The sequence below is a fragment of the Paenibacillus sp. JGP012 genome, assembly GCF_014203995.1.
Taxonomy (GTDB): domain Bacteria; phylum Bacillota; class Bacilli; order Paenibacillales; family Paenibacillaceae; genus Paenibacillus; species Paenibacillus silvae.
The window spans coordinates 1-21,334 of sequence record NZ_JACHKG010000036.1; the positions used below are offsets into that span (position 1 = coordinate 1).

Genomic DNA, 21,334 nt, shown 5'->3' on the forward strand with positions numbered 1-21,334 from the left:
TGGAACCGCCACCTTTCGGAGTTTGTAGGGGTACAAACATTTTACCGAGGTTGCGGTTCTTTTTCTACCTTTTATTGGTTATTCAACACGCGTGAAATCATATATATAAAATTTTCTTTAGCTTCTAAGATTTCTTCTGGACTAAAGTTATAAGAAAAGTGCACAAGTTTGTTTCTTATCTTTTGAAACTTCTCCATTTTTTCTATTTCTTCATTTTTATTAAACTTAAATAGTCTTATACTTTTAATATAATTTTTGAGATTGTCAAAAGGCACTACTCTAAGTGAATTCCTTTGAAATTCTTCGTAAATTGTCTCAATATTTTTTTGGGCTTCTTTTTTTTCTAGTATCTTTTTTATAGATATTGCTCCATTGTTATAGGCCACAGCATACTTTAAAGAGAGCTCCACTGTCATTTGTACCAACACTGATGTTTTTACAATGTTGTTTATTTCACTAAAGTCAGAATTTATTATTTCTTCGATTGTTATATTCAAAAATCTAATGGCGTTTTGAAATATAGCATCTATTATTTCTTCTTCTTTGCACATCTTTTATTCTCCTTGAATTATAGTATTTATTATGTCTAAGTTTAGGGCAGTTACAGCTAACGTTCCTGTATTCATGAACCCCAAATGGGTTGTCTGCTGAAATCCCTCTCCGAAATCCTTCCCGCAGACCCAGGTTCCGTAAGGAGCCGCAGCTTGAATATTATGTTAGACGAATCTAATTCTTCTTTGAAATCACATAAAAATAATTTTTTATTTCTCTTCTCTGATATTTACCTGGTCCTGTTTCTATTTTTACTAAATCTCTTTCATCATTTTGAATCCAATTGTTGAAATACTTATCTATCTCATCAGGATACTTCTTTTTCCCCTTCTGTACATCGTCATTAATAAATGATTGATATTTAATAATTCCATTGTGTAAATCATCAGTTACTCTATTAGTAATATGTGTGAACGTTATAATTTGAATAACGTCAATCAGCCGGCCCAATTTTTCTGATAAAAGATCTACTCTCATTTCATCACTAATTACTGCATTCCAAACTTTCTTGCTTGGTACGTCATGACAATACCAATTTTTTAATTCTATTATCAATACTGGTTCAACATTTATATTGTTTACCCTCTCAAGAATTGCAATATCATATCTTTCGTTCGTATCATCAAGTAAACCGCTTTTATGTAAATACTCTCTCGATACTATCAGTTCTGGATAATTCTTTTGAAAATAAATAGCTAACTTATCCCGAAGATATAATTCACTTTTATTGGTCGCTGAGATGTACGCAAGTTCGTTGAAATCGTCTGAACTAGTGGTTTTAAATTCCTTAATTATTTCTAAAAGGGCATGTCGCACCTCGAAAATCCCTATTTTCCCCATATCTTCACTCCTATTAATTAGTTTCGTCTAACGTTCCGGTATTCACGAACCCCGAAGGGGTTGTCTGCTGAAATCCCTCTCCGAAATCCATCCAGCAGACCCAGGCTCCAGCGGAGCCGCAGCGTGAATATATTGTTATGTGGAGTACCTGGCTTCTTGAATCTACTTATAAATGATCGTTTCTGTATTTTCTTATGTGCTCTTCTAATGTCTCTCTTGCTTCTTCATATGTTCTAATCACTTCATCCACTTCGTTCTTTAATTCTTTATGTTCTTTCCAATATTCTTTCCCTACTCTGAGAACCGAACAAAATAAATCGCCTGTATACAATTCCCCTGATCTTAATGGGTTATCTATTAATCTCTCTAACGCTAGAGGTAAAAGAAAAGTTAGACTCATTTGTTGCCCGATCAATAGTCTTAAATCTTCATCACTCAATTCGCAAAGAGGTTTCTTTCTTAATTTATGCACTTGAATCACTAATGAGGAAGCAAAACTCGGTTCTCCCCAATATTTATCTTCAAGCTCTTCAAGGGTTTTGGTTAGATCCATTTGATGCATCGTTTCACCCTCTCGAATAACTAATTTCTGGTATTTCACATAACATCTAATTTATGTACTTCGTAAATACCACACATTCAAGGTAATATATGAACTACATATATGATAACCTACGAGGCGATATATGCGAAGAAAAATTTGGTGGAAAAGGGAGAAGTTTGTGTTACTTAATCTCCCATATCAATACGATCCAACGGGCTTTGAATACGCTGGATATTTTTCGTGCTGACATGCGTATATCGTTGCGTTGTTTGTGCACTCGTGTGACCAAGAAGCTCTTGTATATAGCGCAGGTCTGTTCCGTTTTCCAGCAAATGCGTGGCGAAAGAGTGCCGCAAAGCATGGGTGCTACACTTTTTTACAATACCGGCCTTTAGTCTGGCTTCTTCAAAAACCTTCTGCACGCTGCGCTCGGTAAGATGTCGATCCGAAGTTTTTCCCGGAAATAGCCAGCGATCGGGTCGATACGCTGCAATGTATTCCTGCACCATGTTCCAAGCAAGATTAGAAAGAAGCGTTCTCCGATCCTTTTGACCTTTTCCCTGCCTTACGATAATGGTCTGACGCTCAATATCCAGATCGCTATAGCGTAGACGAACGACTTCACCGACACGAAGCCCTGCCGAATAGGTTAGATAAAGAATCGTCTTATGCTTGAGATTAGTCACAGCTTTCAGCAATTGGGTAACTTCTTTTTCGGACATGACATTGGGCAGCTTCGTCTGCTTTTTGGGGCGTATGTATTGAATTTCAGCAGGATGATGGAGTACATATTTACAATAAAATCGGATCGCACTAATCGTCTGATTAACACTGGAATGAGAGATTCCACGCTCGAGCAGATTCAAACAATATGTCTGGACATGAGACGCGCTGATCTCTGTATTGATCTGAGGAAGACTGGCCACAAAACGTTCAATCTGATTACAGTATGCTTTAATCGTTTTGCGACTGTATCCTCTTAATTTCAGAGCTTGCTGCAAATCATCTCTTTTCCATTGTGTTTGCTCTCCACTTAACTTCCAGTTTCTCAATATGTCGCTCTCCACCCACAACTCCGCGGAAATCTCTACATCTAGCACATCAAAGTGCTTTGTAAACTCCTGAAGAGATACCTCTGAGTAGGGGATGATCCAGCGTTTTGCATCAGCCTCCCACCTTCTCCCTGTTACCTGACGAATTCGCTGAATATGCACCGTATTATATGGAATTTGCACATATAATGTATCAGCAGAACCTTTAGTTAGTATGATGGTGTTTTCTGCTTTATCTTTCATAAAAACTCTCCTTTGGCTCCATTAGATATATAAGTTCTATTGAATTTGGAAAATAAAAAAGGAAGATCATTTTCATCCCGTAAAGGAATCCAATGATCTTCCGATGCTTTCGGAAATATGGTCGCTGCACCTACATAGCAGCGGCTTCTTCTCCCAGCGGCAGCGTGTAATACTGCGCCTGCTGGTCTTCATGCTGCTGGTATACCACAACCAGCAGCGTCTGGCCTTTCGCGGCGAGCGGGCTGGCACCAGCTAGCACACGCTCAAGCCGGAACGGAAGCACGTCCAGTACGGCGTGCTTCTGCAGTTCCTTTTCGCCGAGTCCCAGATCGGCGAAAGCCCGGGCACCCATGACCGTCTGTGCGGTCATGGCCGAGGTCATCGGCAGCGCACGAGAAGCGCTGCCGTCCCCCATGTCCGCCGCTCCATCCGCGGCGGACAAAACCCCAGCGTCGCGCGCTGCAAGCGACGCTGCATCCCCGGCATGGCTGCCGATCACACCCGCCGCATCCGCGGCAGTGTTCTCTCCGGCAGCCGCCGAAGTTCCCGCAGCGGCCGCTCCACTCATGCCGCTGCTTTCCAGCCATGCCGAGCCAGAGGCACCGGCAACACGCGGCAGACGAACATCCTCTGGACGTTCAGCCAACATTTTCATATAACCCGCCCATTGGTCCTTCTGGAGCGCGTCGTCCCACCAGATTTTACGCGGCTTGTACTTGTGACCAAGGAAATAATCGAGCTTCATCAGGCCCAGCACGATATCCATATGCGGCGTGTTGCGGGACTCCAGGAAGCTGTGCAGACGAGTAAACAAATCCTCAAGCTGGTGACCGATCTTCTGCCAGCCCTGGCCTTCCCAGTAATCGCCGAACGCCTGGAAGAAATCAAACGGCGAATCAAACTCCTGCTCCATCAAATACTTGAGCGTATGATCCATCCGGTGTGCATTCCAGTATTTCTCCAGCACATCCTCCAGGCGTTTCAGGCGAACAATGTCGCTAAACGGCAGCACGTCACTGCCCAGAATCTCATACGGCGCGTGATCCATGTACGTATAGTTGTACTTCTCTGCATCCAGACGCAGACCCGTACCGCGAAGCATTTTGAGGAATCCGAGCTGCAGCTCTTCCGGCCCCAAAGCAAACACATCGTTAAACGTCTTGCGGAACGTATTATAATCTTCCTCCGGCAAGCCTGCGATCAGATCCAAATGCTGGTCGATCTTACCGCTGGCTTTGACCTTGTTCACCGTACGGCTCAGCTTGGCAAAGTTCTGACGGCGTTTCACTAGTTCATTCGTCGGATCATTCGTAGACTGTACCCCGATTTCAAAACGGAAAATACCCGGCGGCGCATTCTCTGCCAAATAGTCGAGCACCTCAGGACGCATGATATCAGCTGTGATCTCAAACTGAAACACCGTACCCTGATGATTCTCGATCAAAAATTTAAACATCTCCATCGCATAATCCCGCTTGATATTAAACGTGCGGTCCACAAACTTGATCAGCTTCGCACCCTTCTCGATCAGGTACAGAATGTCCGATTTCGTCCGCTCGATATCATAATACCGCACACCGACCTCAATACTGGAAAGACAGAACTGACAACTAAACGGACAGCCCCGGCTGGTCTCGAAATAAACAACACGTTTCCCCAGATCAGGGATATCCTCTTCAAAACGATGCGGTGACGGCAGATCGTTCAAATCCGCCTTTGGACGCGCAGGCATGAGAATGACCTCTTCCCCTTTGCGATACGCCAGTCCGTAGACAAAATGGAACTTCTTGCTTCCCTCCAGCTCCGTCAAGAGCTGATGCAGCGTTTCCTCCCCTTCACCCATGACGATAAAATCGACATTAGGAATCCGGTTCATCCAGTATTCGGTGTCGTAGGACACCTCCGGCCCGCCCAGCAAAATTTTCACCTCAGGCATAACCTTTTTTAAATTATCGATCACCTTGATCGTCTCTTCAATGTTCCAGATGTAACACGAAAACCCAATCACATCCGCCCCGCGCTGGTACAGATCCGACACAATATTCATGACCGGGTCTTTGATCGTATACTCCGCGAGCTCAATATCAAAATCCTTCTCACTGTACGCCTTCAAACACCGCAGCGCGAGCGAGGTATGGATATACTTTGCATTCAAAGTCGATAGAATTACCTTCATGATTCACAACCTTTGCCTGGACACCCAGACCATATTTTTTTTGGAAAAGTAAAGCTCCACAGCCATCCTGCCCCGGATGCTGTTCAGACAAACCTCTAATGCAAGTCCGAGCCCTATCTATGTCCGCCCTTGCACAAATTCAAACCAGCACCAGCATCCGCGTCAGCACGCGCATCACGCTCCAACGCACTCGCATAACAAGTTAACCAGTCCTTATGCTATAACCGTCCGCACCTCACAAACAAATCCCCAATTTGTCTTTCAAAGATTGGACACATCTTTTAAAAACACATACCACTCTCCGCCCGACCAAAACCACAATATATAGATCCCCATCCATCAAAGTCACTATATACTGTGCCGACATTCGTTCCCAACACTTTACCTCAATGTCCACCCTTTGAAAGACAATTTCACCCACTTTGTCTACTCAGCAGAGACGCACTTCATGAGATACATATCCTGATTTTTGAATTCGTTTCTATTCTGATCTTGGCTCTGTCTGGTCCTGTTACTGGTTCTAATTCTAGTTGTGCTTCTTGTTGTGCTTCTTCTTTTAATTGTTGCTTCCGGTTCTGGTTCTGTCCATATCTCTGTCTGTATCTAATTTCCCTTTCCTAAACTGTAGCCTTTTATCTAGGACGTGTCTTGAAACCTACTGAAGTGCATCTTTTACCGCCTTTTCGCCCCCTGCTGCGTCAGTTTCCCTTGACGTGCCCCGGCACACCTGCGGAAAACTTCCTGGTTTGGAACGAAATTTCTGCAAAATCTGCCTCCTTCAGAGTTTTCAGGCATGCCCTAGTCTTTAGGTCTAATATTTAGGTTCAGTCCTTAGTCTGCGATCAGATATCACTTATCTCTTGTCATTTATCCTTATCACTCATGACATATCACTATCATATATCACTCATATTCATAAAAAGCATCGTCGTCCGTGTCCACTTCTTCACCCGATTGCTTCTGGAAGAATTCCAGGAACGGCAGACCGTACTTGCGGTACTTAACCTCACCGACCCCTTTAATGGTCAGCATGTCACGTTCCGTCTGCGGACATACCACACTCATCTCGCGCAGGGTGGCATCATTGAAGATGATGTAGGATGGCACATGCTCTTTCGCGGCCAGATCACGGCGGATCAGGCGCAATTGTTCGAACACCGTTTCGTTCACGGCCGAAGGCATCGCATCACGTCCGCGGCGTCCGCCGTAGTTCGTACCGGAGGCTGTAGAAGCTGTTTTGCGTACGACACGCTGCATGACTTCGCGTTGACCTTTCAGCACTTCCACCGCCAGCGGCTGCAAACGTACTACCGGATATTGCCCCTCGGACAGCATCAGGTAACCCTCGGATACCATAACGTTGATGATCTCGGCAATTTCGCGCTCTGTGCGATTGCCCATGACCCCATACGTTGGCAAGGAATCGAAGCCGTAGTCCAGCACTTTTTTGGCACGAGAGCCTTTAAGCACCGAGGCCACTAGCGATACCCCATAGCGTTCACGCATGCGGTGGATGCAGCTGAATATTTTCTGTGCATCAATCGTCATATCCACCAGCTCACGGTCGTCTGTGCAAGAACTGCAAATGCCGCACGGCTTGTCCTCGTGCACCTCACCGAAGTAATCCAGCTGTGCACTGCGCAGACAACGCGTCGTATAACAGTAATCGACCATCTGCTGCAGCTTGCGGTAGTCGTTCGCTTTGCGGTCACCCTCCATCGGGTTCTGCTCGATCAGAAACTTCTGGGTGATGATATCCTGCGCTCCAAACAGCAAAATGCACTGACTCGGCTCGCCGTCCCGCCCTGCACGCCCGGCTTCCTGAACGTATGCCTCCATGTTTTTCGGCATGCTGTAGTGAAGCACGTAACGCACGTTCGACTTGTCAATCCCCATTCCGAATGCATTGGTCGCAATCATGACCCGGATATCATCGTACAAAAACTGCTCCTGGCTCTGGGCCCGTTCATCGTCCGTCATGCCCGCATGATAGCGTCCTGCGGGCAAACCTGCCTGCAGCAGACGCTGATGCAGATCATCCACGTCCTTCCGGGTCGCGGCGTATACAATACCTGGCTCGCTGGCATGCTCGCGCGCGTAGTTCAAGACAAAATCCTTTTTGCTCTCGCCGCGCAGCACGCTAAACGCGAGATTATCCCGCCCAAGTCCGGTCACATACGTCTGCGGGTCCTGCAGTCGCAGCAGCCGCAAAATATCACCCATGACCTCGGGCGTCGCCGTCGCCGTAAAGGCCGCAACCACCGGCCGCTCCGGCAAGCTATCCACAAACGGCGCTACCGCCAGGTAGCTTGTCCGAAAATCATGGCCCCACTGTGACACACAGTGGGCCTCATCCACAGCAACGCAGGAGATGGGCAGCTGCCCCATCTCATCGCGGAACCAATCCAGCTCCAGTCGCTCCGGCGCGACATAGAGCAGCTTCAGCTCACCGCGCTGCGCCGCGCGGATGCGCTCATTCACTTCTCTGCCGCTTAACGTACTATTAATATAAGCGGCGGCAATGCCCGCGGTCGTCAGTGCATCGACCTGGTCTTTCATCAACGAAATTAACGGGGAGACCACAAGTGTCAGCCCCGGATATAACAAAGCGGGAATCTGGTAACAGATCGACTTCCCGCCCCCGGTTGGCATAATGCCCAGCGTATCCTCATATTCGAGCAGGCTGGAGACGATCTTTTTTTGACCCTCGCGAAAATCGGGGTATCCATAATATTTTTGCAGAAGACCCTGCGCTTCTTCTAAAGAAGGGGTTTGCACACTCATGTAAAGACTCCTTACTTGTCACCGGTGTTCCTGCACCAGCTTGGTTCTATCCGATTCTGACATGCGAACACGACATGCTCGCCGCATCCTTGACAACAAAATGGCGTTCTCATGACTTGTCCGTCAAGCAAAACGCCGCTCCCTTTAGTTTAACGGGCCAGCCCCGAATGAGCAACCGCGTTTTAATGTAAAAAAGGTTGACCCTTTCGAACGCAATCAAACAGCCGCTTTTTATAACAAATCATTTGGATTAATTTAACTTATTTGTAATCTTTACAACAATCACTATGATATGATCAGGAATGAAAATGACAATAACGATGAAGCTTTAAGAATCAAGTTACAATCGTTGTACACGTATTAATTCACATCTTTCTTGTATTCTCTAATTCTATCTTTATTCATTTGTTTATTTATTTTTCAACTTCTACATTTCTTGTTCGAGCTTCTAAACCGCAAGGGAGGACTACTGTTTCCATGGAACATTCCGATCAATCCCAATCCAAATCAACATGGTCTAATAATTCTTCACGCAAACCTTGGGTTCGTAAGCATCCTGTTGCTTCAATAGTTTTTCTCGTGTTTGGGCTACCTATCTTGGCTTTGACGCTCTTCTTTACGCTTCGGCCCTACCTTTCCACATTTGATCGTGCAGATCAGGGCGAGCTGAGCAATTCGATGTCATCACCCACTGGGGAATACACTGCCGAACTATACGGTGTTCCCTACGGCGGTGCAGCAGGCGGGGTGACGATCTGGGTTAATGTGAGGAAAACAGCGGATACAGACTCTTCGGAGGCCAAAAGCATCTATCGCGCAGAGTTTCATGGCGGAAATCACCTCGAATGGGAAAGTGACAATACTCTCCGCATTGAAAACTGGAGCGAGTATAGTAACGAGACGGTTACCTTGAATATAAATGAAGAAATTTATGATGGATGGGGCTGGGCTTGCAGCAGCTTGCGCACAAAAGAGCAGTATGTACGATGCTTGACACCTGAGTCGTAAACAATGATAAGAACCCCGTTAACCTCTTCTCTCGTTATTACGGGGTTCTTATCGTTGCAAGTATTCGTAAAAAGACCACAGCGCTACAATTAACTTTACTATTAAACCACTTTCCTCTCTTTCAACTTCTGTTTCAATCTTAATTCCTACGAGTATTATCCTTCTCTCTCTTTCCTCTGTTTACGAATCATGGCTTCGAGCTTCTCCCGGTTACCAACCAAACCAGGATCATTCGGCAGGTATTCACGGGCTTTGCTGTTGTGGCGAAGCGACTGCTCCCAGTTGCCCAGATGCGCATAGCAGATCGAGAGCCGGGCATGTGGCAGCCAGGTCCGGCAGGCCGCTGGTACGGGGCGCATACCCGGATCGCGGCTGCTCACATCCACCGCCTGCATGTACCAGTAGATGGCGGAGATCACCTCCTGCCGTTCATGGAAGCAGGCGGCAATCGCGCAGCAGAAATCCGCATGCGGCAGGTCGAACCGGAACGACTGCAGCAGTGCGCCCAGCTTGCGGCCCGGCTCGCCAAGCCGCTCATAACATTCCGCCAGCCTTGCGCAGGCAATGAGCCGGTCCTCGCGGTAACCGCTAGGCTGCTCCAGCAGCTTCGCGTAACCGCGTGCCGCCGCCGCATAGCGCTGGCGGTCATAACATTCGCCTGCATAATAAAATAGCAGGCGTCCCTGGGCTATGCCCTCTTCGGCGATCCATTTGCGCAGGATGCGCACATTTCGCGCCGAATGGTTCCCCACCTCGCGGCGATGTGTGACGGCAATATCTGCCGTAATGACCTCGCCTTGCGGGAAGCGCAGCTGCTCGTGCAGCCGGCCATGCCAGCGGCACCCGGCATCCCGCTTGACCAGGCGAAGCCGGCGGTCCGCCACCAGCGGACTCCCCTCCGGCCCCTCGGCCAGCGTATAGCTCATCACCACACCCGCCGTCTCTCCACCGGCTGGCAGCTGCTGCTTCAAAACAGCAAGCTTCGCCCGTTCCGCGGGCAGCAGCACATCATCCGCATCGAGCCACAGAATATATTCCTGGGTGGCTCTGGCGAATGACTCATTCCGCGCCGCGGCAAAGTCCTCGTTCCACGCATACGTGTATACCCGGTCAGTGTACGTCGCGGCAATCTCCATCGTTCGATCCGACGAACCCGTATCCAGAACGATGATCTCGTCTGCAATGCCAGCTGCCGAATCCAGACATCGCGCCAGTGTGCGTTCCTCGTTCTTCACAATCATACATAAACTGATGGTGATCACGTTTCAAGCCCTCCCTGCAGCGGCTAACGATTCCAGATGACGCTATTTCATACATTTCAGGCATTTTAAAAATGTAACGATTCTGAGAAACGCTATTCTCACATTTCATGTGTAAATTCAGGACATTTTGCCTGATTTTTATGAAATAGCGTCACTAGGAATCGTTACAATTTTCAACCACGCAAAATGGTACAAATAAGGTGTCTGGGAATCGTTAAAATGCAATTGCTCTCGTAGTCCCTTAGTCTCTCGCTTACTTACCTGCCAACTCCTTCACTTACTCTCTTGTATGCTCACTACCTTCCATTCTCTTCTGCTCACTTTCTCTCGTGTCTTTTTCTTCTTGCTCACCTGCCCATACTAGCTCCCATTCATTTTTGCTCTTTCCGTTACTTACTTACTTACTTACTTACTTACTATCCCACCAACTACTATTCATGCTTGCTCTCCAATTACTTACTCATCGACTCACCAGCTATCATTCATTGCTGCTCTCCTGCTTGCTCCCTTCTTCTTACTCTTGATACATCCCCTTTAATCCCGAACAGGTTCATTTCTCAACCAACGTTCATGGCACTATACTTCCTCATTCCCCTGACGACGTAACCGTTTCAGTTGCTCCACCGCACTGTCCAGCGCTTTTTTGCGCTGTTTCATGGAGCGTAGATGCTGCTGCTCTACCTGGACAAAATGGGTATGATCCAGCTTCATCCAATCCAGCACCTGGTTCAGAGGCGGTTTTACGTCGAGCTGTATTTTCTGCCGTTTACGCGCCACACAACATAGATATTTATGATGTACTTCCAGTTTCATTACTTCAAAATACGGGATCAGACACATCGCCAGATTACTCGCATAGAACGTCTGTTTATGATCGTAGAAAGGATGGTAGCCGTAGGGAACGGTCACGATGAGTGTACCTTCCTCTACGAGTAGACGATGAATCTGCAGCAGCAATGTCTCCGGATGCGCAAAATGCTCCAGCACTTCTCCCAGCAGTACGGTGTCAAACGTTGTTCTCGCGTTCCATTGCGTGATGTCCAGCATGCGGAAATCCACATGGTTGCGGACAGGCTTGGATTCTTTAGCGAGTTCCTCTTGCGCATAACGGATACTTTCTTCCTCCAAATCCACACCTGTCACACGAAACCCTTCACGTCCCAGTAAAATAGACGTAATTCCCTGACTGCACCCCACATCCAGAATGCGTTTGCCTGTGGTCTCCCGGCACATCCAGTGCACGCGAGTCCTCGTCGCTTCATGAGAATCTTCGGAATTGATCTGTCCGTAGTAACGTTCGTTTACCCGATCATGATTCGCCATAGCCATCTCCCGTTTTCCCGTACACATTTTTCACATCTTGATCCACCCGTGCAGCGTCTTGGCTTCCATACGATTCACCGTTCTCGTTTTCTGCACCTTCACCCGAGGGAACGCTCTTGCGTTTCGTATCCGGATATTTTTCATGCTGTCCTTTTAATTCTGCCCCTGCCGAATCTGCCTCTCTCGTGACCTGACCGCTGTTACTATGACCTTCCAATCCTGCCGCTTTATGCTCTGTATCTTGAAAACCCTCTTTCTCTATCCCTTGTGCCACACGTTCTACATGATTTACATGGTCTGCAAGTTCCACATCTTCTACACACTCCACATTTTCTGCATGTTTTGACTGCTCAAATGTTTTCCCTCCAGCACCCTTCTCCTGTCCAAAGCTTTGTGTTGTCCCTCGGTCATGCAGTACCGGCTGACCGAGCACAACGATGTTGTCTCCGCGACATCCGGCCGTGGCGTTGCGTGTATCAAAAATCAGCGGTGCATGATCCGCCATCTCCTGGTAATCAAACGCGGAATGGTCTGTCGTGATGATCACCAGATCAGCCCATGTCCATAATTCGGGCGAAGCAGGCCGGGACTGGAGCATTGAACCATCATCCTGACGGAAAACAGGTACCATCGGATCGGTGAAAACGACTTCTGCACCCGCCGCGCTCAGCAGCCGGAAGACGTCCAACGCAGGTGATTCACGCAGGTCGTCAATGTCTTTTTTATAAGCCATACCTGCCAGTACAACGCGCGCTCCCCGCACAGATACACCATCCTGCTCCAGCAGCTCCACTGCACGTTGCACCACTCTCCCTGGCATCTGCCGATTGGTTGCATCCGCCAGCTGGATGAATTGCAGCTCCGATCCCTGACGGCTTGCAGCCCAGGACAGATAGATCGGATCGATCGGGATACAGTGTCCGCCGATACCGGGGCCAGGATAGAATGGCATATAACCAAAGGGCTTGGTTGCCGCAGCACCCAGCACTTCCCAGATGTTTACACCCATCTGTTCACAGGCTGGAGTCAGCTCATTCACGAGTGCAATGTTGACACTGCGAAATGTATTTTCGAACAGTTTGGCTGTCTCGGCAACGGTTGTCGAGCTAACCGGCACGACTTCGTTCAGAAAGGAGCCATAGAACTGTGAACCATAACTCAGACATGCGGGAGTCGAACCGCCGATGATTTTAGGCGTATTTTTCACACCATAATGCACACTGCCCGGATCGACTCGCTCTGGAGAATAACAGACATAGAAATGTTCACCTGCTGTCCAGCCGCGCGCTGCCTCTACAGGCTGCTTCACATGCTCTTCCGTTGTGCCCGGATACGTGGTGCTCTCCAGAATGACAAGGCTGCCTAGCTGAAGATAGGGGGTCATGCCCCCCACAGCTGATGAAATATAGGATATATCCGGCTGATGTGCATCCGTTAACGGAGTCGGTACACAGATTACAATGACATCCGCATCAGCGACTGCTGCATAATCTGTACCTGCCGTCAACAAATTCGCTTCCAGCAGCGTTTGAAGCACCTCATCTTCAATGCCAATAATATACGAATGGCCTACGTGGAGCTTTGCCACTTTGCCTGCATCGATATCAATGCCGTGCACCTGGTAACCGGACTGTGCCATCTCAACGGCCATGGGCAGACCCACGTAACCAAGACCGATGACAACAGCCTTCAGGGAGCGGTCATGAATGCATTGAAGCGTGGTCTTCTGTGGCTTCGGGTAGAGCTGCTTCAATCGCTGCTGCTTCCGGCCTCGGTGCTCTGCTGGAGCCTGTGCCTGCTTCTCCTTTTCTTCTTGACCTTTCTCTTCGGGATACAGGCTGTTCTCACTCATCTCTTCCACCTCCAAACGTTCCGCCTCCCTTCCGTTAGTCGATATATCCTCCTGCACGCAAAAACGCAGCAATCGCCGGTTTGTTCATCATTTCACTGTCAGAGCGATACTGGTCAAATTTCACACGTGGCAAATGATCATAATGATTCGTTAGTCCTTGATCGGGATGTTCCGGCAAAATGACATAATATTGCGCATCATACTTCCGTGTACGCGGTGCTTCAAATGGCGAGATCAGCACTTCGTGCAGCTTCTCCCCGGGGCGGATACCTGTCACTTTGTAATCGCCAGATGGGCGACCTGCCTGTTCCAGCATGACAGAAGCCAGTTCGGTCATGTTGCAAGCTTTCATTTTCATCACAAATGTCTCGCCGCCCACTGCTGCTTCAGCTGCTTTGAGCAATAAATGAATGGCCTCGGTGCGGGTGAGGAAAAAGCGCGTCATGCCTTCGTCCGTAATGGTCAGGCTTTTGCCTTCATCAATCTGGCGTCGGAACAGGGGCACCACACTGCCGCTTGTGCCCAGCACGTTGCCACCGCGGATGCATACAAACCGGCTTTTCTCGCTCAGCCAGTTGGCACGAATCATCATTTTTTCACCTAACGCTTTAGTCATGCCGTATACGTTAATCGGATCCACCGCCTTGTCGGTGGACACGTCAATGACCTTGGGAACCTTCATGCGAATTGCAGCCCGGATAATGTTCTGCGTCCCGATCACATTCGTCTTGAACGCTTCATCCGGCTGGTCCTCGCAGACCGGAACATGCTTCAACGCTGCCAGGTGGAAGAGCACATCCACGCCTTTGCACGCATCTTCCACAGCCGGATAATCCCGGATATCCCCAATGACGAATCGCAGACGCGGGTCATGATTGAATTCACGCTGCATCGCAATCTGGGCATATTCGTTACGAGAAAGGAGGCGAATCTCTGCCGGGTCCTGTTCCAGCAACACCTCGGTCAGCTTTTGACCCCAGGAACCTGTGCCCCCGGTAACCAGAATCGTTTGTCCTTTAATCATGCATATACCCCTCCCTGATCAGATCATGAATTCGCGTAATACCTGTGCCATCTCTTCGTGGCTTAACCGGTCTTTGGGTGGTACCTTTTTGACTGACGTATTGCTCGAATGTACAATGTTGACGTAATTGCGCGGCGTCAGCAGCTCATGCGGCAGATCGATGACATTACCATGCGTACCTCGGCCCGGCAGCTTCACCCGATACCCGGATGCGTACTCCGCTGTTTTATACAGGTAGACATAGAATTGCGGAGAACGATGAAACGCAGGTGCCATCTCGTTGTTCACGCTATCCCAGAGATAGCCGTTCTGGTTAATCAGGGCCATCGTTTGCGGCTGTGGCTGCACGTCATATAGCTGCTGTACAAAGGTCCGGTGATACAGGTCATCCGAATCGAGACGGGCAATATAGATGTGCTCTACCCCTTCAGCAAATGCCAAAATCGCCCGCACACTCTCAATATGGGTTCCAAAACGAATGTTGGCAGGCAGCGGCTCCTGTTCCGCGAGAATCTCCTGCATTAATTCTCCCGACTCCTTGGATAACTTCACCACCGTCAGGAAATCTTGATTCGTCTGAGCTTTAAGGCAGTGCAATGTAAATGTGCGAAAAATGCCCATCCGCCGCTCCAGCCATTCTCTCGTCAATCGCTGTGGGTCGAACCCATAATTGTTGAAATTAATCTCAATAACCACTTTCCTGGACATAATATTCCTCCTCATGAACTCTGCCATTTTCCTTCAGCGAATACAGATCATTTTCATAGTTTTCAACGTCGTTTCCATGCTCAACACAACCTCAGGCGGTCTAGAAGCCGATAATCCGACCGGGTCTCGCTTGCGAATCCTGCCGACTCTATAAAGTATGAAATGTTAATAGAAGCGGTACGGACATATGCACTGATTTTGAACGAATTAGATTGATATCCCTCCATAGTTTCTCCCTCCGGGTCGAACGTACAAAACATTTTCGGATTTGCATCATAGAATAGAGCAGTTGAATTTAAAAGGGGGCCTTATCCAGGCATGAATCCGATCTATCTTGAAATGGATGGTGTGCTTGACCAACTTGAGGCGGCGCTCAAAGAACAGCGCCCCTTCTCTCTTGTCCGGGTGGGCGATGGAGAGAATATTGTCATGTCCCAGGACGTCGTCTGGACCACGGAAGAGGTACTTCAGGAACGCTGGGCCATTAAGGCCAATCGGGGTCAAAAGGGGGTTCGCCTGCCCAATCTGCAGCTCAGGGATGAGGTTGCTGCTTCCCTGCAACGGGCCAGTATGGTGGGTGTGCTTCCACCCGCTGACCTTACAATTAATGCTCCGGATTATCTCAAAAGACCGCTAACTGACATGTTATTTGCGCATTTCGGCATCTATCCAGCGCTCACATGCCATGCCTGTGTGAATCGGGAAATGGTCCAGATGCCTCGCTTCTGGAGAATTCTTGCAGGTAAACGAGTGCTGCTCGTTACTCGAGAAATCGAGAAACTTCGAGCCGCGCTCGTGCAGGAACCTTATCATCTGAACATTGCGGCTGCTCTTCCCTTCGATAACTATGATCAGATGATGGAAACGCTGCAATGGATTCAGACGAACCAGCATTCCTTCGATGTGGCACTCTTCTCCTGCGGGGTCAACGCCGTTATACTCGCTGAGCGCACGGCAGCACTTGCGGGCAAAGTCGCCATCGACTTCGGCAAAGCCAACAGCATCATCTTGAATGGCCGCGCCAACTAATCGGCGGTCAGATTCCTACAATCTCGATTTGCCTTGGCATCACTTTCATATGTTTGGATAGTAAAAAAATCCCGGACTCACTTGAGCCGGGATTCCTTATCTTGACTTCTTTGTTGACTGAACTAGTTTGTAGATGCAATACCATAGAATACTTCTGGTCCGGTTCGTGTAGCTGTGGAGACCCCCGAAATGAATGAAGAATACACACTCTCCAGGGCAGGAGGGGCGGTCAGATCAGTTGCCGCAAACGAATGGAATCCGACCTCACCGCTTTCATCTACAGTACCTTCAGCCCGATAAATCACGTTCGCCGGAGCATAGACGCTCCCACGTACGATCTCAACAACGAACGAATCTCCAGGTTCACCGATAACGCCGATTGTACCATTCAAGGTAATAAGCGGATTGGAAACTCCCTGGGTCTGCAATCCAATAATGCCGAACAGTACCGGGGAATTTGAAATGGACACACCGGGCAGTCCTGCAAATGCTGAGTTCATTGAACTTCTCATGTCTAGAAAGGTACCCATGAGTAACACCTCCAATACTATAGGTTACGTTATTCTATGAGTCCCCACTCTCTCTTGATTGGATGAATGCCAGATTCCAGAACCTATTTTTATTTGTGCACTGTTAGTGGTATATTGAACTGCATAACGAAAATGAACGGATCGTATGCACACAAGCGGTACAGGCTGTTCAGAAGGAGATTACTATTCATGAATAAACGCAAACGTCCAACAGGCAAAACATCGGCCTCGGCCAAGGGAAAATCATATGCTGGCTCATCCACAGCACGTTCCAGCAAGTCTAACTTCTCATCTGCAAAATCAACAGGTGCTTCCGCATCACGCAATACGGAAGAGAATAAGAAGCCAATGGCTGCGAAATCGTCGGCCGCACCCAAGAAAGCCGGAGGTAATAAATCCAAAAACGCCAGCGCGTCCAAACGCCCGAGTAACGCCTACTATCGCAAGCAAGAACCACCACGCCAGTACAAAGTAACGGAACCGGATGAGCTGCTGAATTTCCTGTTGCAACATCTGAAGTCCGGACGTAATGCCGTCAAGTCCATTTTGGGACGCGGGCAAGTCTCCATAGATGAGAAAGTCGTGACCAAGTTTAATGAGCCGCTGCAGCCCGGACAGATCGTCTCGATCAGCAAAGAAGGAGCGGTTGCCGCGCCTTCCCTGACAGGCATCAACATTTTGCATGAAGACGACGACATCATTGTGATTCGCAAGGAGGCGGGACTGCTGTCCATCGCGGCTGACAAAAGTGACGACCTGACCGCCTATCGTCAGCTAATGGCGCATGTGCGCCGCAGCAATCCATTGAACCGGGTGTTTATCGTACACCGCCTGGACCGAGACACATCTGGTGTGATGATGTTTGCCAAGAGCGAAGAGGTGCAGCAGCAGCTTCAGCAAAATTGGAAAGAGAACGTACAGGATCGCGTCTATGTCGCTCTCGTTGAAGGCAAGGTAACGCAAGAGGAAGGCACCATCTCCTCCTGGCTGAAGGAAACCAAAACGCTGAAGATGTACTCCAGCTCCCGCCCGAATGATGGGCAACATGCGGTTACCCACTACAAACGTTTGAAAGCAAACCGTGAATTCTCGCTGCTTGAGGTTCGTCTGGAAACGGGCCGCAAAAATCAGATTCGGGTACACATGGAGGATATTGGACACCCGATTGCCGGGGATCGCAAATACGGTGCACGTACAAGAGATCTTGGACGTCTCGGACTGCATGCACGCCTGTTATCCTTCAACCACCCGACAACAGGCAAATTAATGACATTTGAGACGGATATTCCGAAGCCCTTCCTGTATCCATTCCGCGGAGAGACTACATCTGCACAATAACGTGCTCGTACGAAGACGGACTGGAAGTTATGATGCTTCACCACACCGCAGCTCTGTCCGTCTGAAAAGGGGGTTATCACGTTTGCAAAACCTGTTGATCACCGGGTATCGCGCCCATGAGCTTCAGATTTTTGGTCAGAAACATGAAGGCATTCCCTTCATCAAAAAAGCAATTGCTTCCCGCCTTACTCCTCTCGTAGAGGATGGACTGGAATGGGTGCTTACGCCCGGTCAATATGGCGTTGACCTGTGGGCCTGCGAGGTTGTGCTGGAGTTGAAACAGACTTATCCGCATCTGAAGCTGTCGATCATTACTGCTTTTCAGAACCCGGAGGAGCAGTGGAAGGAAGACAAGCAGGAATATTACCGCTCCATCTTGTCCGGGGTCGATTATTATGGTGCGATCAGCAAACAGCCTTATATCGGACCCTGGCAGTTCACCGCTCGTGACGACCTGCTGCTGCGCAAAAGTGACGGTTTGCTGCTTGTCTATGATGAGGATGCCGGCGAAGGCAGTCCGCGTTTTGTGAAGGAGAAGGCAATCAAAAAACAGCAGCACGAGGATTATCCTATTATCACGATAACTTCGGAGGACATCCAGTCTGTTGCAGAGGAAGAGCGCATGAGTGAATTTGCTTATGACGAGGATATGCCCTTCTAACACTGGATGGATGCTGCACAGCAAATGCTGTGCAGTTTTTTTTGTCATTTTACTGGACTCCGTTTTATTGGACTGTACCTTGTTATCGGACTGCACTCGGCTATCAAAAAACGTGATACCTTATTCTTAGACTGTGTGAATCCGTCTTTAAGTTGAACTCAAGCAGAGTCCCCCGCTCGCCACGAATGGGATACTCATGTTTTTTTTCGGGCAAGGTTGGGTATAAGTAGTATTAAAACTGCGATTTTTATGTCGTATGGGACAAAGGGGAACGTCAACCATGACTTTAACGCCAGAGCAGCGCATTCAGCTGCACGGGTTCAACAATCTCACCAAGTCGCTCAGTTTCAATATGTACGATATCTGTTACACCAAAACCAAAGAAGAACGCGAAGCGTACATTGAATATATCGATGAACAATATAATGCCGATCGGCTGACACATATTTTGAAAAATGTATCGGACATCATCGGAGCACACGTCCTGAACGTAGCACAGCAGGATTACGTACCGCAGGGTGCAAGTGTAACCATGCTGGTATCCGAAGGCCCCATCGTGGAAGTTCCCGAGGAATCCTTCGACGAATCTCCCGGCCCCCTGCCGGATAATGTAGTCATGCAGCTGGATAAAAGCCACATTACGGTGCACACTTATCCCGAATTCCACCCCAGCGAAGGCATCAGCACCTTTCGTGCAGATATTGATGTCTCTACCTGCGGCGAGATTTCACCGCTCAAAGCGCTGCATTACCTGATTCATTCCTTTGACACAGACATTATGATAATGGATTATCGGGTACGCGGATTTACGAGAGATACAAGCGGACGCAAGCTGTTTATTGACCATGAGATCAGCTCGATTCAGAATTATATTCCGGATGAGATCAAAAGCGGCTTTGATATGATCGACGTGAACGTCTATCAGGAAAATATTTTCCATACCAAATGCAAGCTGAAGGATTTTGATCTCGATAATTACCTGTTTGGATATACCAAGGACAAGCTCAGCAAAGCCGAACAGCAGGAGATCACCGAGTGGCTGAAGCTGGAGATGGACGAGATTTATTATGGAAAAAATATCAACCGCTCTCCTTGACAGTGTGCGTGCGAATTTCTTAAAATAGAGAGAACTGCTTGTACATGCGGTGAAGGAGGATCGAAGCATGATCGAAACCCAGACTTCCAAACGTAATGAATCTCTTTTACAGGCTTTAAACGCACGACATCAAGCCATCACCAACAACATTGCGAATGCAGATACGCCCAATTACAAAAGCACAACGGTCGAGTTTCAGGATGAGCTGAGACGAATTATCGAGAACGGCAAATCAGGACAGCTTCAGATGCAGCGAACACATGAGAAGCATTTTCCGATCAGCAATCCGAACGCTTCCATCGTCCAGTACCGTGTAATGCAGAACAATGAAACAGCGATGAATAACAACAACAATAACGTAGATATTGACCGTGAGATGGCATTACTCTCCGAGAATCAGCTCTTGTATAACTACATGGCTGATCGGGTCAGCGGACATTATAAAAAGATGAAAAATTTGTTGAATGATTTAAAATGACGGATTATCGCGACAGCCCCTTGTGGCTGTTTTTTTTGTGACTTAACGTCTTTGTCAACTGCTGCCTGCTTCTTCTCTCACCCGTTCTGCTGCAGAACCGGGTATGTTCGGTATTATGCTCGGGCTGTAGTATAATGGTAAAAGCAAAAATGTATATTACGTAAAAGAGGTGCTACATGGCTCGTCATTACAATGCTTTTCAAGGCTCCAAGGTCAGACTTACTGCACCGTGCCCCGAAGACCGTGTGCAGATTGCACACTTCACGGAACAGTATGAATATATGCGCAACATGGATACCGATATTGCTACTCCGCAAACATCAGATGAAACAGGAAGCTCTTCGGTCCGGAATGGTCAGGATTTCGAATTTGCACTGCGAACCATTGAAGATAACCGTTTCCTTGGCTTTGTTGCGATCTATCGGATTGAATGGAACAACCGCTCCGCCCAGCTCGCGATCGGAATCGGTGAAGCGCGTGATCGCGGCAAAGGATATGGCAGTGATGCACTTGCACTCATTTTACGCTACGCCTTCCATGAATTGAATCTGAACCGGATTGCTTTAGATGTAATCGAGTACAATGAAGCGGCAAGAAGAGCATACTTGAAGGCCGGATTCCGCGAGGAAGGAAGGCATCGGGCAGCCGTGCTGCGAGACGGTACACAGTATGATCTGATCTCGATGAGCATACTGGCAGCGGATTGGTCCGCTCAGACCGGATACCCGATTTCTTTTGGGCCGGCGGCCGGGTTCCGTGAGCATGATGAACATGGTGAGCATGTAAACTTGTTTTCTGATGCTCGAATGTCCCCCCCTTCCTTCCCCGATTCTG

The 21,334-nt window shown here is 48.3% G+C and carries 18 protein-coding genes and 1 pseudogene; 7 read left to right on the top strand and 12 right to left on the bottom strand.

The window, feature by feature from the left end; translation table 11 throughout:
* Positions 1 to 71: 71 nt before the first annotated feature.
* The 6 genes from HNR77_RS26230 to recQ all read right to left on the bottom strand — a co-directional run bounded on the left by HNR77_RS26230 (position 72) and on the right by recQ (position 8,191).
* Positions 72 to 551 (bottom strand): hypothetical protein, encoded by a 480-nt coding sequence (locus tag HNR77_RS26230; RefSeq protein ID WP_184190585.1) that lies wholly within the window; start codon positions 549 to 551, stop codon positions 72 to 74.
* Between the two features lie 175 nt (positions 552 to 726).
* The gene (locus tag HNR77_RS26235; protein WP_184190587.1) at positions 727 to 1,392 is read right to left on the bottom strand and encodes a hypothetical protein; all 666 of its coding nucleotides are present in this window, start codon (positions 1,390 to 1,392) and stop codon (positions 727 to 729) included.
* A gap of 166 nt (positions 1,393 to 1,558) precedes the next feature.
* Entirely contained in the window at positions 1,559 to 1,954 is a 396-nt protein-coding gene (locus HNR77_RS26240) for a contact-dependent growth inhibition system immunity protein (RefSeq protein ID WP_184190589.1), read from the bottom strand.
* 167 nt (positions 1,955 to 2,121) lie between these two features.
* Complete coding sequence (locus HNR77_RS26245; protein ID WP_260410922.1) at positions 2,122 to 3,231, bottom strand: tyrosine-type recombinase/integrase; 1,110 nt, start codon at positions 3,229 to 3,231, stop codon at positions 2,122 to 2,124.
* Between the two features lie 130 nt (positions 3,232 to 3,361).
* Complete coding sequence (locus tag HNR77_RS26250; protein ID WP_184190591.1) at positions 3,362 to 5,407, bottom strand: B12-binding domain-containing radical SAM protein; 2,046 nt, start codon at positions 5,405 to 5,407, stop codon at positions 3,362 to 3,364.
* 903 nt (positions 5,408 to 6,310) lie between these two features.
* Entirely contained in the window at positions 6,311 to 8,191 is a 1,881-nt protein-coding gene (gene recQ / locus HNR77_RS26255; protein ID WP_184190593.1) for a DNA helicase RecQ, read from the bottom strand.
* 477 nt (positions 8,192 to 8,668) lie between these two features.
* Here recQ and HNR77_RS26260 point away from each other — a divergent pair, with 477 nt between their 5' ends.
* Positions 8,669 to 9,199, top strand: a complete 531-nt coding sequence (locus HNR77_RS26260) for a DUF5412 family protein (RefSeq protein WP_184190595.1) — start codon at positions 8,669 to 8,671, stop codon at positions 9,197 to 9,199.
* A gap of 155 nt (positions 9,200 to 9,354) precedes the next feature.
* Here the strand turns inward: HNR77_RS26260 and HNR77_RS26265 are convergent, their stop codons facing one another.
* The 5 genes from HNR77_RS26265 to HNR77_RS26285 all read right to left on the bottom strand — a co-directional run bounded on the left by HNR77_RS26265 (position 9,355) and on the right by HNR77_RS26285 (position 15,368).
* A complete protein-coding gene (locus HNR77_RS26265; RefSeq protein WP_311768680.1) occupies positions 9,355 to 10,461 on the bottom strand; it encodes a glycosyltransferase family 2 protein in 1,107 nt (368 codons plus the stop codon).
* Positions 10,462 to 11,037: 576 nt separating this feature from the next.
* Positions 11,038 to 11,784: a class I SAM-dependent methyltransferase gene (locus tag HNR77_RS26270; RefSeq protein WP_184190596.1), complete on the bottom strand. Its 747-nt coding sequence runs from the start codon at positions 11,782 to 11,784 to the stop codon at positions 11,038 to 11,040.
* Positions 11,771 to 13,636, bottom strand: a complete 1,866-nt coding sequence (locus HNR77_RS26275; RefSeq protein ID WP_260410925.1) for a nucleotide sugar dehydrogenase — start codon at positions 13,634 to 13,636, stop codon at positions 11,771 to 11,773. The genes HNR77_RS26270 and HNR77_RS26275 overlap by 14 nt, the downstream gene beginning before the upstream one ends.
* A 34-nt stretch (positions 13,637 to 13,670) precedes the next feature.
* On the bottom strand, positions 13,671 to 14,660 hold the full coding sequence (locus HNR77_RS26280; protein ID WP_184190598.1) for a polysaccharide biosynthesis protein: 990 nt from the start codon (positions 14,658 to 14,660) through the stop codon (positions 13,671 to 13,673).
* A gap of 18 nt (positions 14,661 to 14,678) precedes the next feature.
* Positions 14,679 to 15,368 carry a glycosyltransferase gene (locus HNR77_RS26285; RefSeq protein ID WP_184190600.1) on the bottom strand — a complete coding sequence of 230 codons (690 nt, stop codon included), beginning with the start codon at positions 15,366 to 15,368 and terminating at the stop codon, positions 14,679 to 14,681.
* 318 nt (positions 15,369 to 15,686) lie between these two features.
* Between HNR77_RS26285 and HNR77_RS26290 the strand changes: the two genes are divergently transcribed.
* On the top strand, positions 15,687 to 16,397 hold the full coding sequence (locus HNR77_RS26290; protein ID WP_184190602.1) for a GT-D fold domain-containing glycosyltransferase: 711 nt from the start codon (positions 15,687 to 15,689) through the stop codon (positions 16,395 to 16,397).
* Between the two features lie 122 nt (positions 16,398 to 16,519).
* On the opposite strand, the gene HNR77_RS26295 is transcribed toward HNR77_RS26290, so the two are convergent.
* Positions 16,520 to 16,909 carry a hypothetical protein gene (locus HNR77_RS26295; RefSeq protein WP_311768681.1) on the bottom strand — a complete coding sequence of 130 codons (390 nt, stop codon included), beginning with the start codon at positions 16,907 to 16,909 and terminating at the stop codon, positions 16,520 to 16,522.
* Between the two features lie 207 nt (positions 16,910 to 17,116).
* Between HNR77_RS26295 and HNR77_RS26300 the strand changes: the two genes are divergently transcribed.
* The 5 genes and pseudogenes from HNR77_RS26300 to HNR77_RS26320 all read left to right on the top strand — a co-directional run.
* Positions 17,117 to 18,265, top strand: coding sequence for an RluA family pseudouridine synthase (locus tag HNR77_RS26300; RefSeq protein WP_184190606.1), 1,149 nt, complete (start codon positions 17,117 to 17,119; stop codon positions 18,263 to 18,265).
* 82 nt (positions 18,266 to 18,347) lie between these two features.
* A complete protein-coding gene (locus HNR77_RS26305) occupies positions 18,348 to 18,926 on the top strand; it encodes an SLOG family protein (RefSeq protein ID WP_184190608.1) in 579 nt (192 codons plus the stop codon).
* A gap of 280 nt (positions 18,927 to 19,206) precedes the next feature.
* Positions 19,207 to 20,022, top strand: coding sequence for an adenosylmethionine decarboxylase (gene speD / locus HNR77_RS26310; RefSeq protein WP_184190610.1), 816 nt, complete (start codon positions 19,207 to 19,209; stop codon positions 20,020 to 20,022).
* Positions 20,023 to 20,089: 67 nt separating this feature from the next.
* Complete coding sequence (flgB, locus tag HNR77_RS26315; RefSeq protein ID WP_184190612.1) at positions 20,090 to 20,500, top strand: flagellar basal body rod protein FlgB; 411 nt, start codon at positions 20,090 to 20,092, stop codon at positions 20,498 to 20,500.
* Between the two features lie 176 nt (positions 20,501 to 20,676).
* A pseudogene (locus HNR77_RS26320) lies at positions 20,677 to 21,162 on the top strand (GNAT family N-acetyltransferase); the annotation flags it as partial.
* Positions 21,163 to 21,334 lie beyond the last annotated feature (172 nt).

Excerpts from the sequence above, each read along its gene's own strand:
- HNR77_RS26275 (WP_260410925.1), bottom strand. The coding sequence starts at position 13,636 with ATGAGTGAGAACAGCCTGTATCCCGAAGAGAAAGGTCAAGAAGAAAAG.
- HNR77_RS26280 (WP_184190598.1), bottom strand. The coding sequence starts at position 14,660 with ATGATTAAAGGACAAACGATTCTGGTTACCGGGGGCACAGGTTCCTGG.
- HNR77_RS26295 (WP_311768681.1), bottom strand. The coding sequence starts at position 16,909 with ATGAGAAGTTCAATGAACTCAGCATTTGCAGGACTGCCCGGTGTGTCC.
- HNR77_RS26270 (WP_184190596.1), bottom strand. The coding sequence starts at position 11,784 with ATGGCGAATCATGATCGGGTAAACGAACGTTACTACGGACAGATCAAT.
- HNR77_RS26260 (WP_184190595.1), top strand. The coding sequence starts at position 8,669 with ATGGAACATTCCGATCAATCCCAATCCAAATCAACATGGTCTAATAAT.
- HNR77_RS26290 (WP_184190602.1), top strand. The coding sequence starts at position 15,687 with ATGAATCCGATCTATCTTGAAATGGATGGTGTGCTTGACCAACTTGAG.
- HNR77_RS26235 (WP_184190587.1), bottom strand. The coding sequence starts at position 1,392 with ATGGGGAAAATAGGGATTTTCGAGGTGCGACATGCCCTTTTAGAAATA.
- HNR77_RS26250 (WP_184190591.1), bottom strand. The coding sequence starts at position 5,407 with ATGAAGGTAATTCTATCGACTTTGAATGCAAAGTATATCCATACCTCG.
- HNR77_RS26230 (WP_184190585.1), bottom strand. The coding sequence starts at position 551 with ATGTGCAAAGAAGAAGAAATAATAGATGCTATATTTCAAAACGCCATT.
- speD (WP_184190610.1), top strand. The coding sequence starts at position 19,207 with ATGACTTTAACGCCAGAGCAGCGCATTCAGCTGCACGGGTTCAACAAT.
- flgB (WP_184190612.1), top strand. The coding sequence starts at position 20,090 with ATGATCGAAACCCAGACTTCCAAACGTAATGAATCTCTTTTACAGGCT.
- HNR77_RS26285 (WP_184190600.1), bottom strand. The coding sequence starts at position 15,368 with ATGTCCAGGAAAGTGGTTATTGAGATTAATTTCAACAATTATGGGTTC.
- recQ (WP_184190593.1), bottom strand. The coding sequence starts at position 8,191 with ATGAGTGTGCAAACCCCTTCTTTAGAAGAAGCGCAGGGTCTTCTGCAA.
- HNR77_RS26300 (WP_184190606.1), top strand. The coding sequence starts at position 17,117 with ATGAATAAACGCAAACGTCCAACAGGCAAAACATCGGCCTCGGCCAAG.
- HNR77_RS26240 (WP_184190589.1), bottom strand. The coding sequence starts at position 1,954 with ATGCATCAAATGGATCTAACCAAAACCCTTGAAGAGCTTGAAGATAAA.
- HNR77_RS26245 (WP_260410922.1), bottom strand. The coding sequence starts at position 3,231 with ATGAAAGATAAAGCAGAAAACACCATCATACTAACTAAAGGTTCTGCT.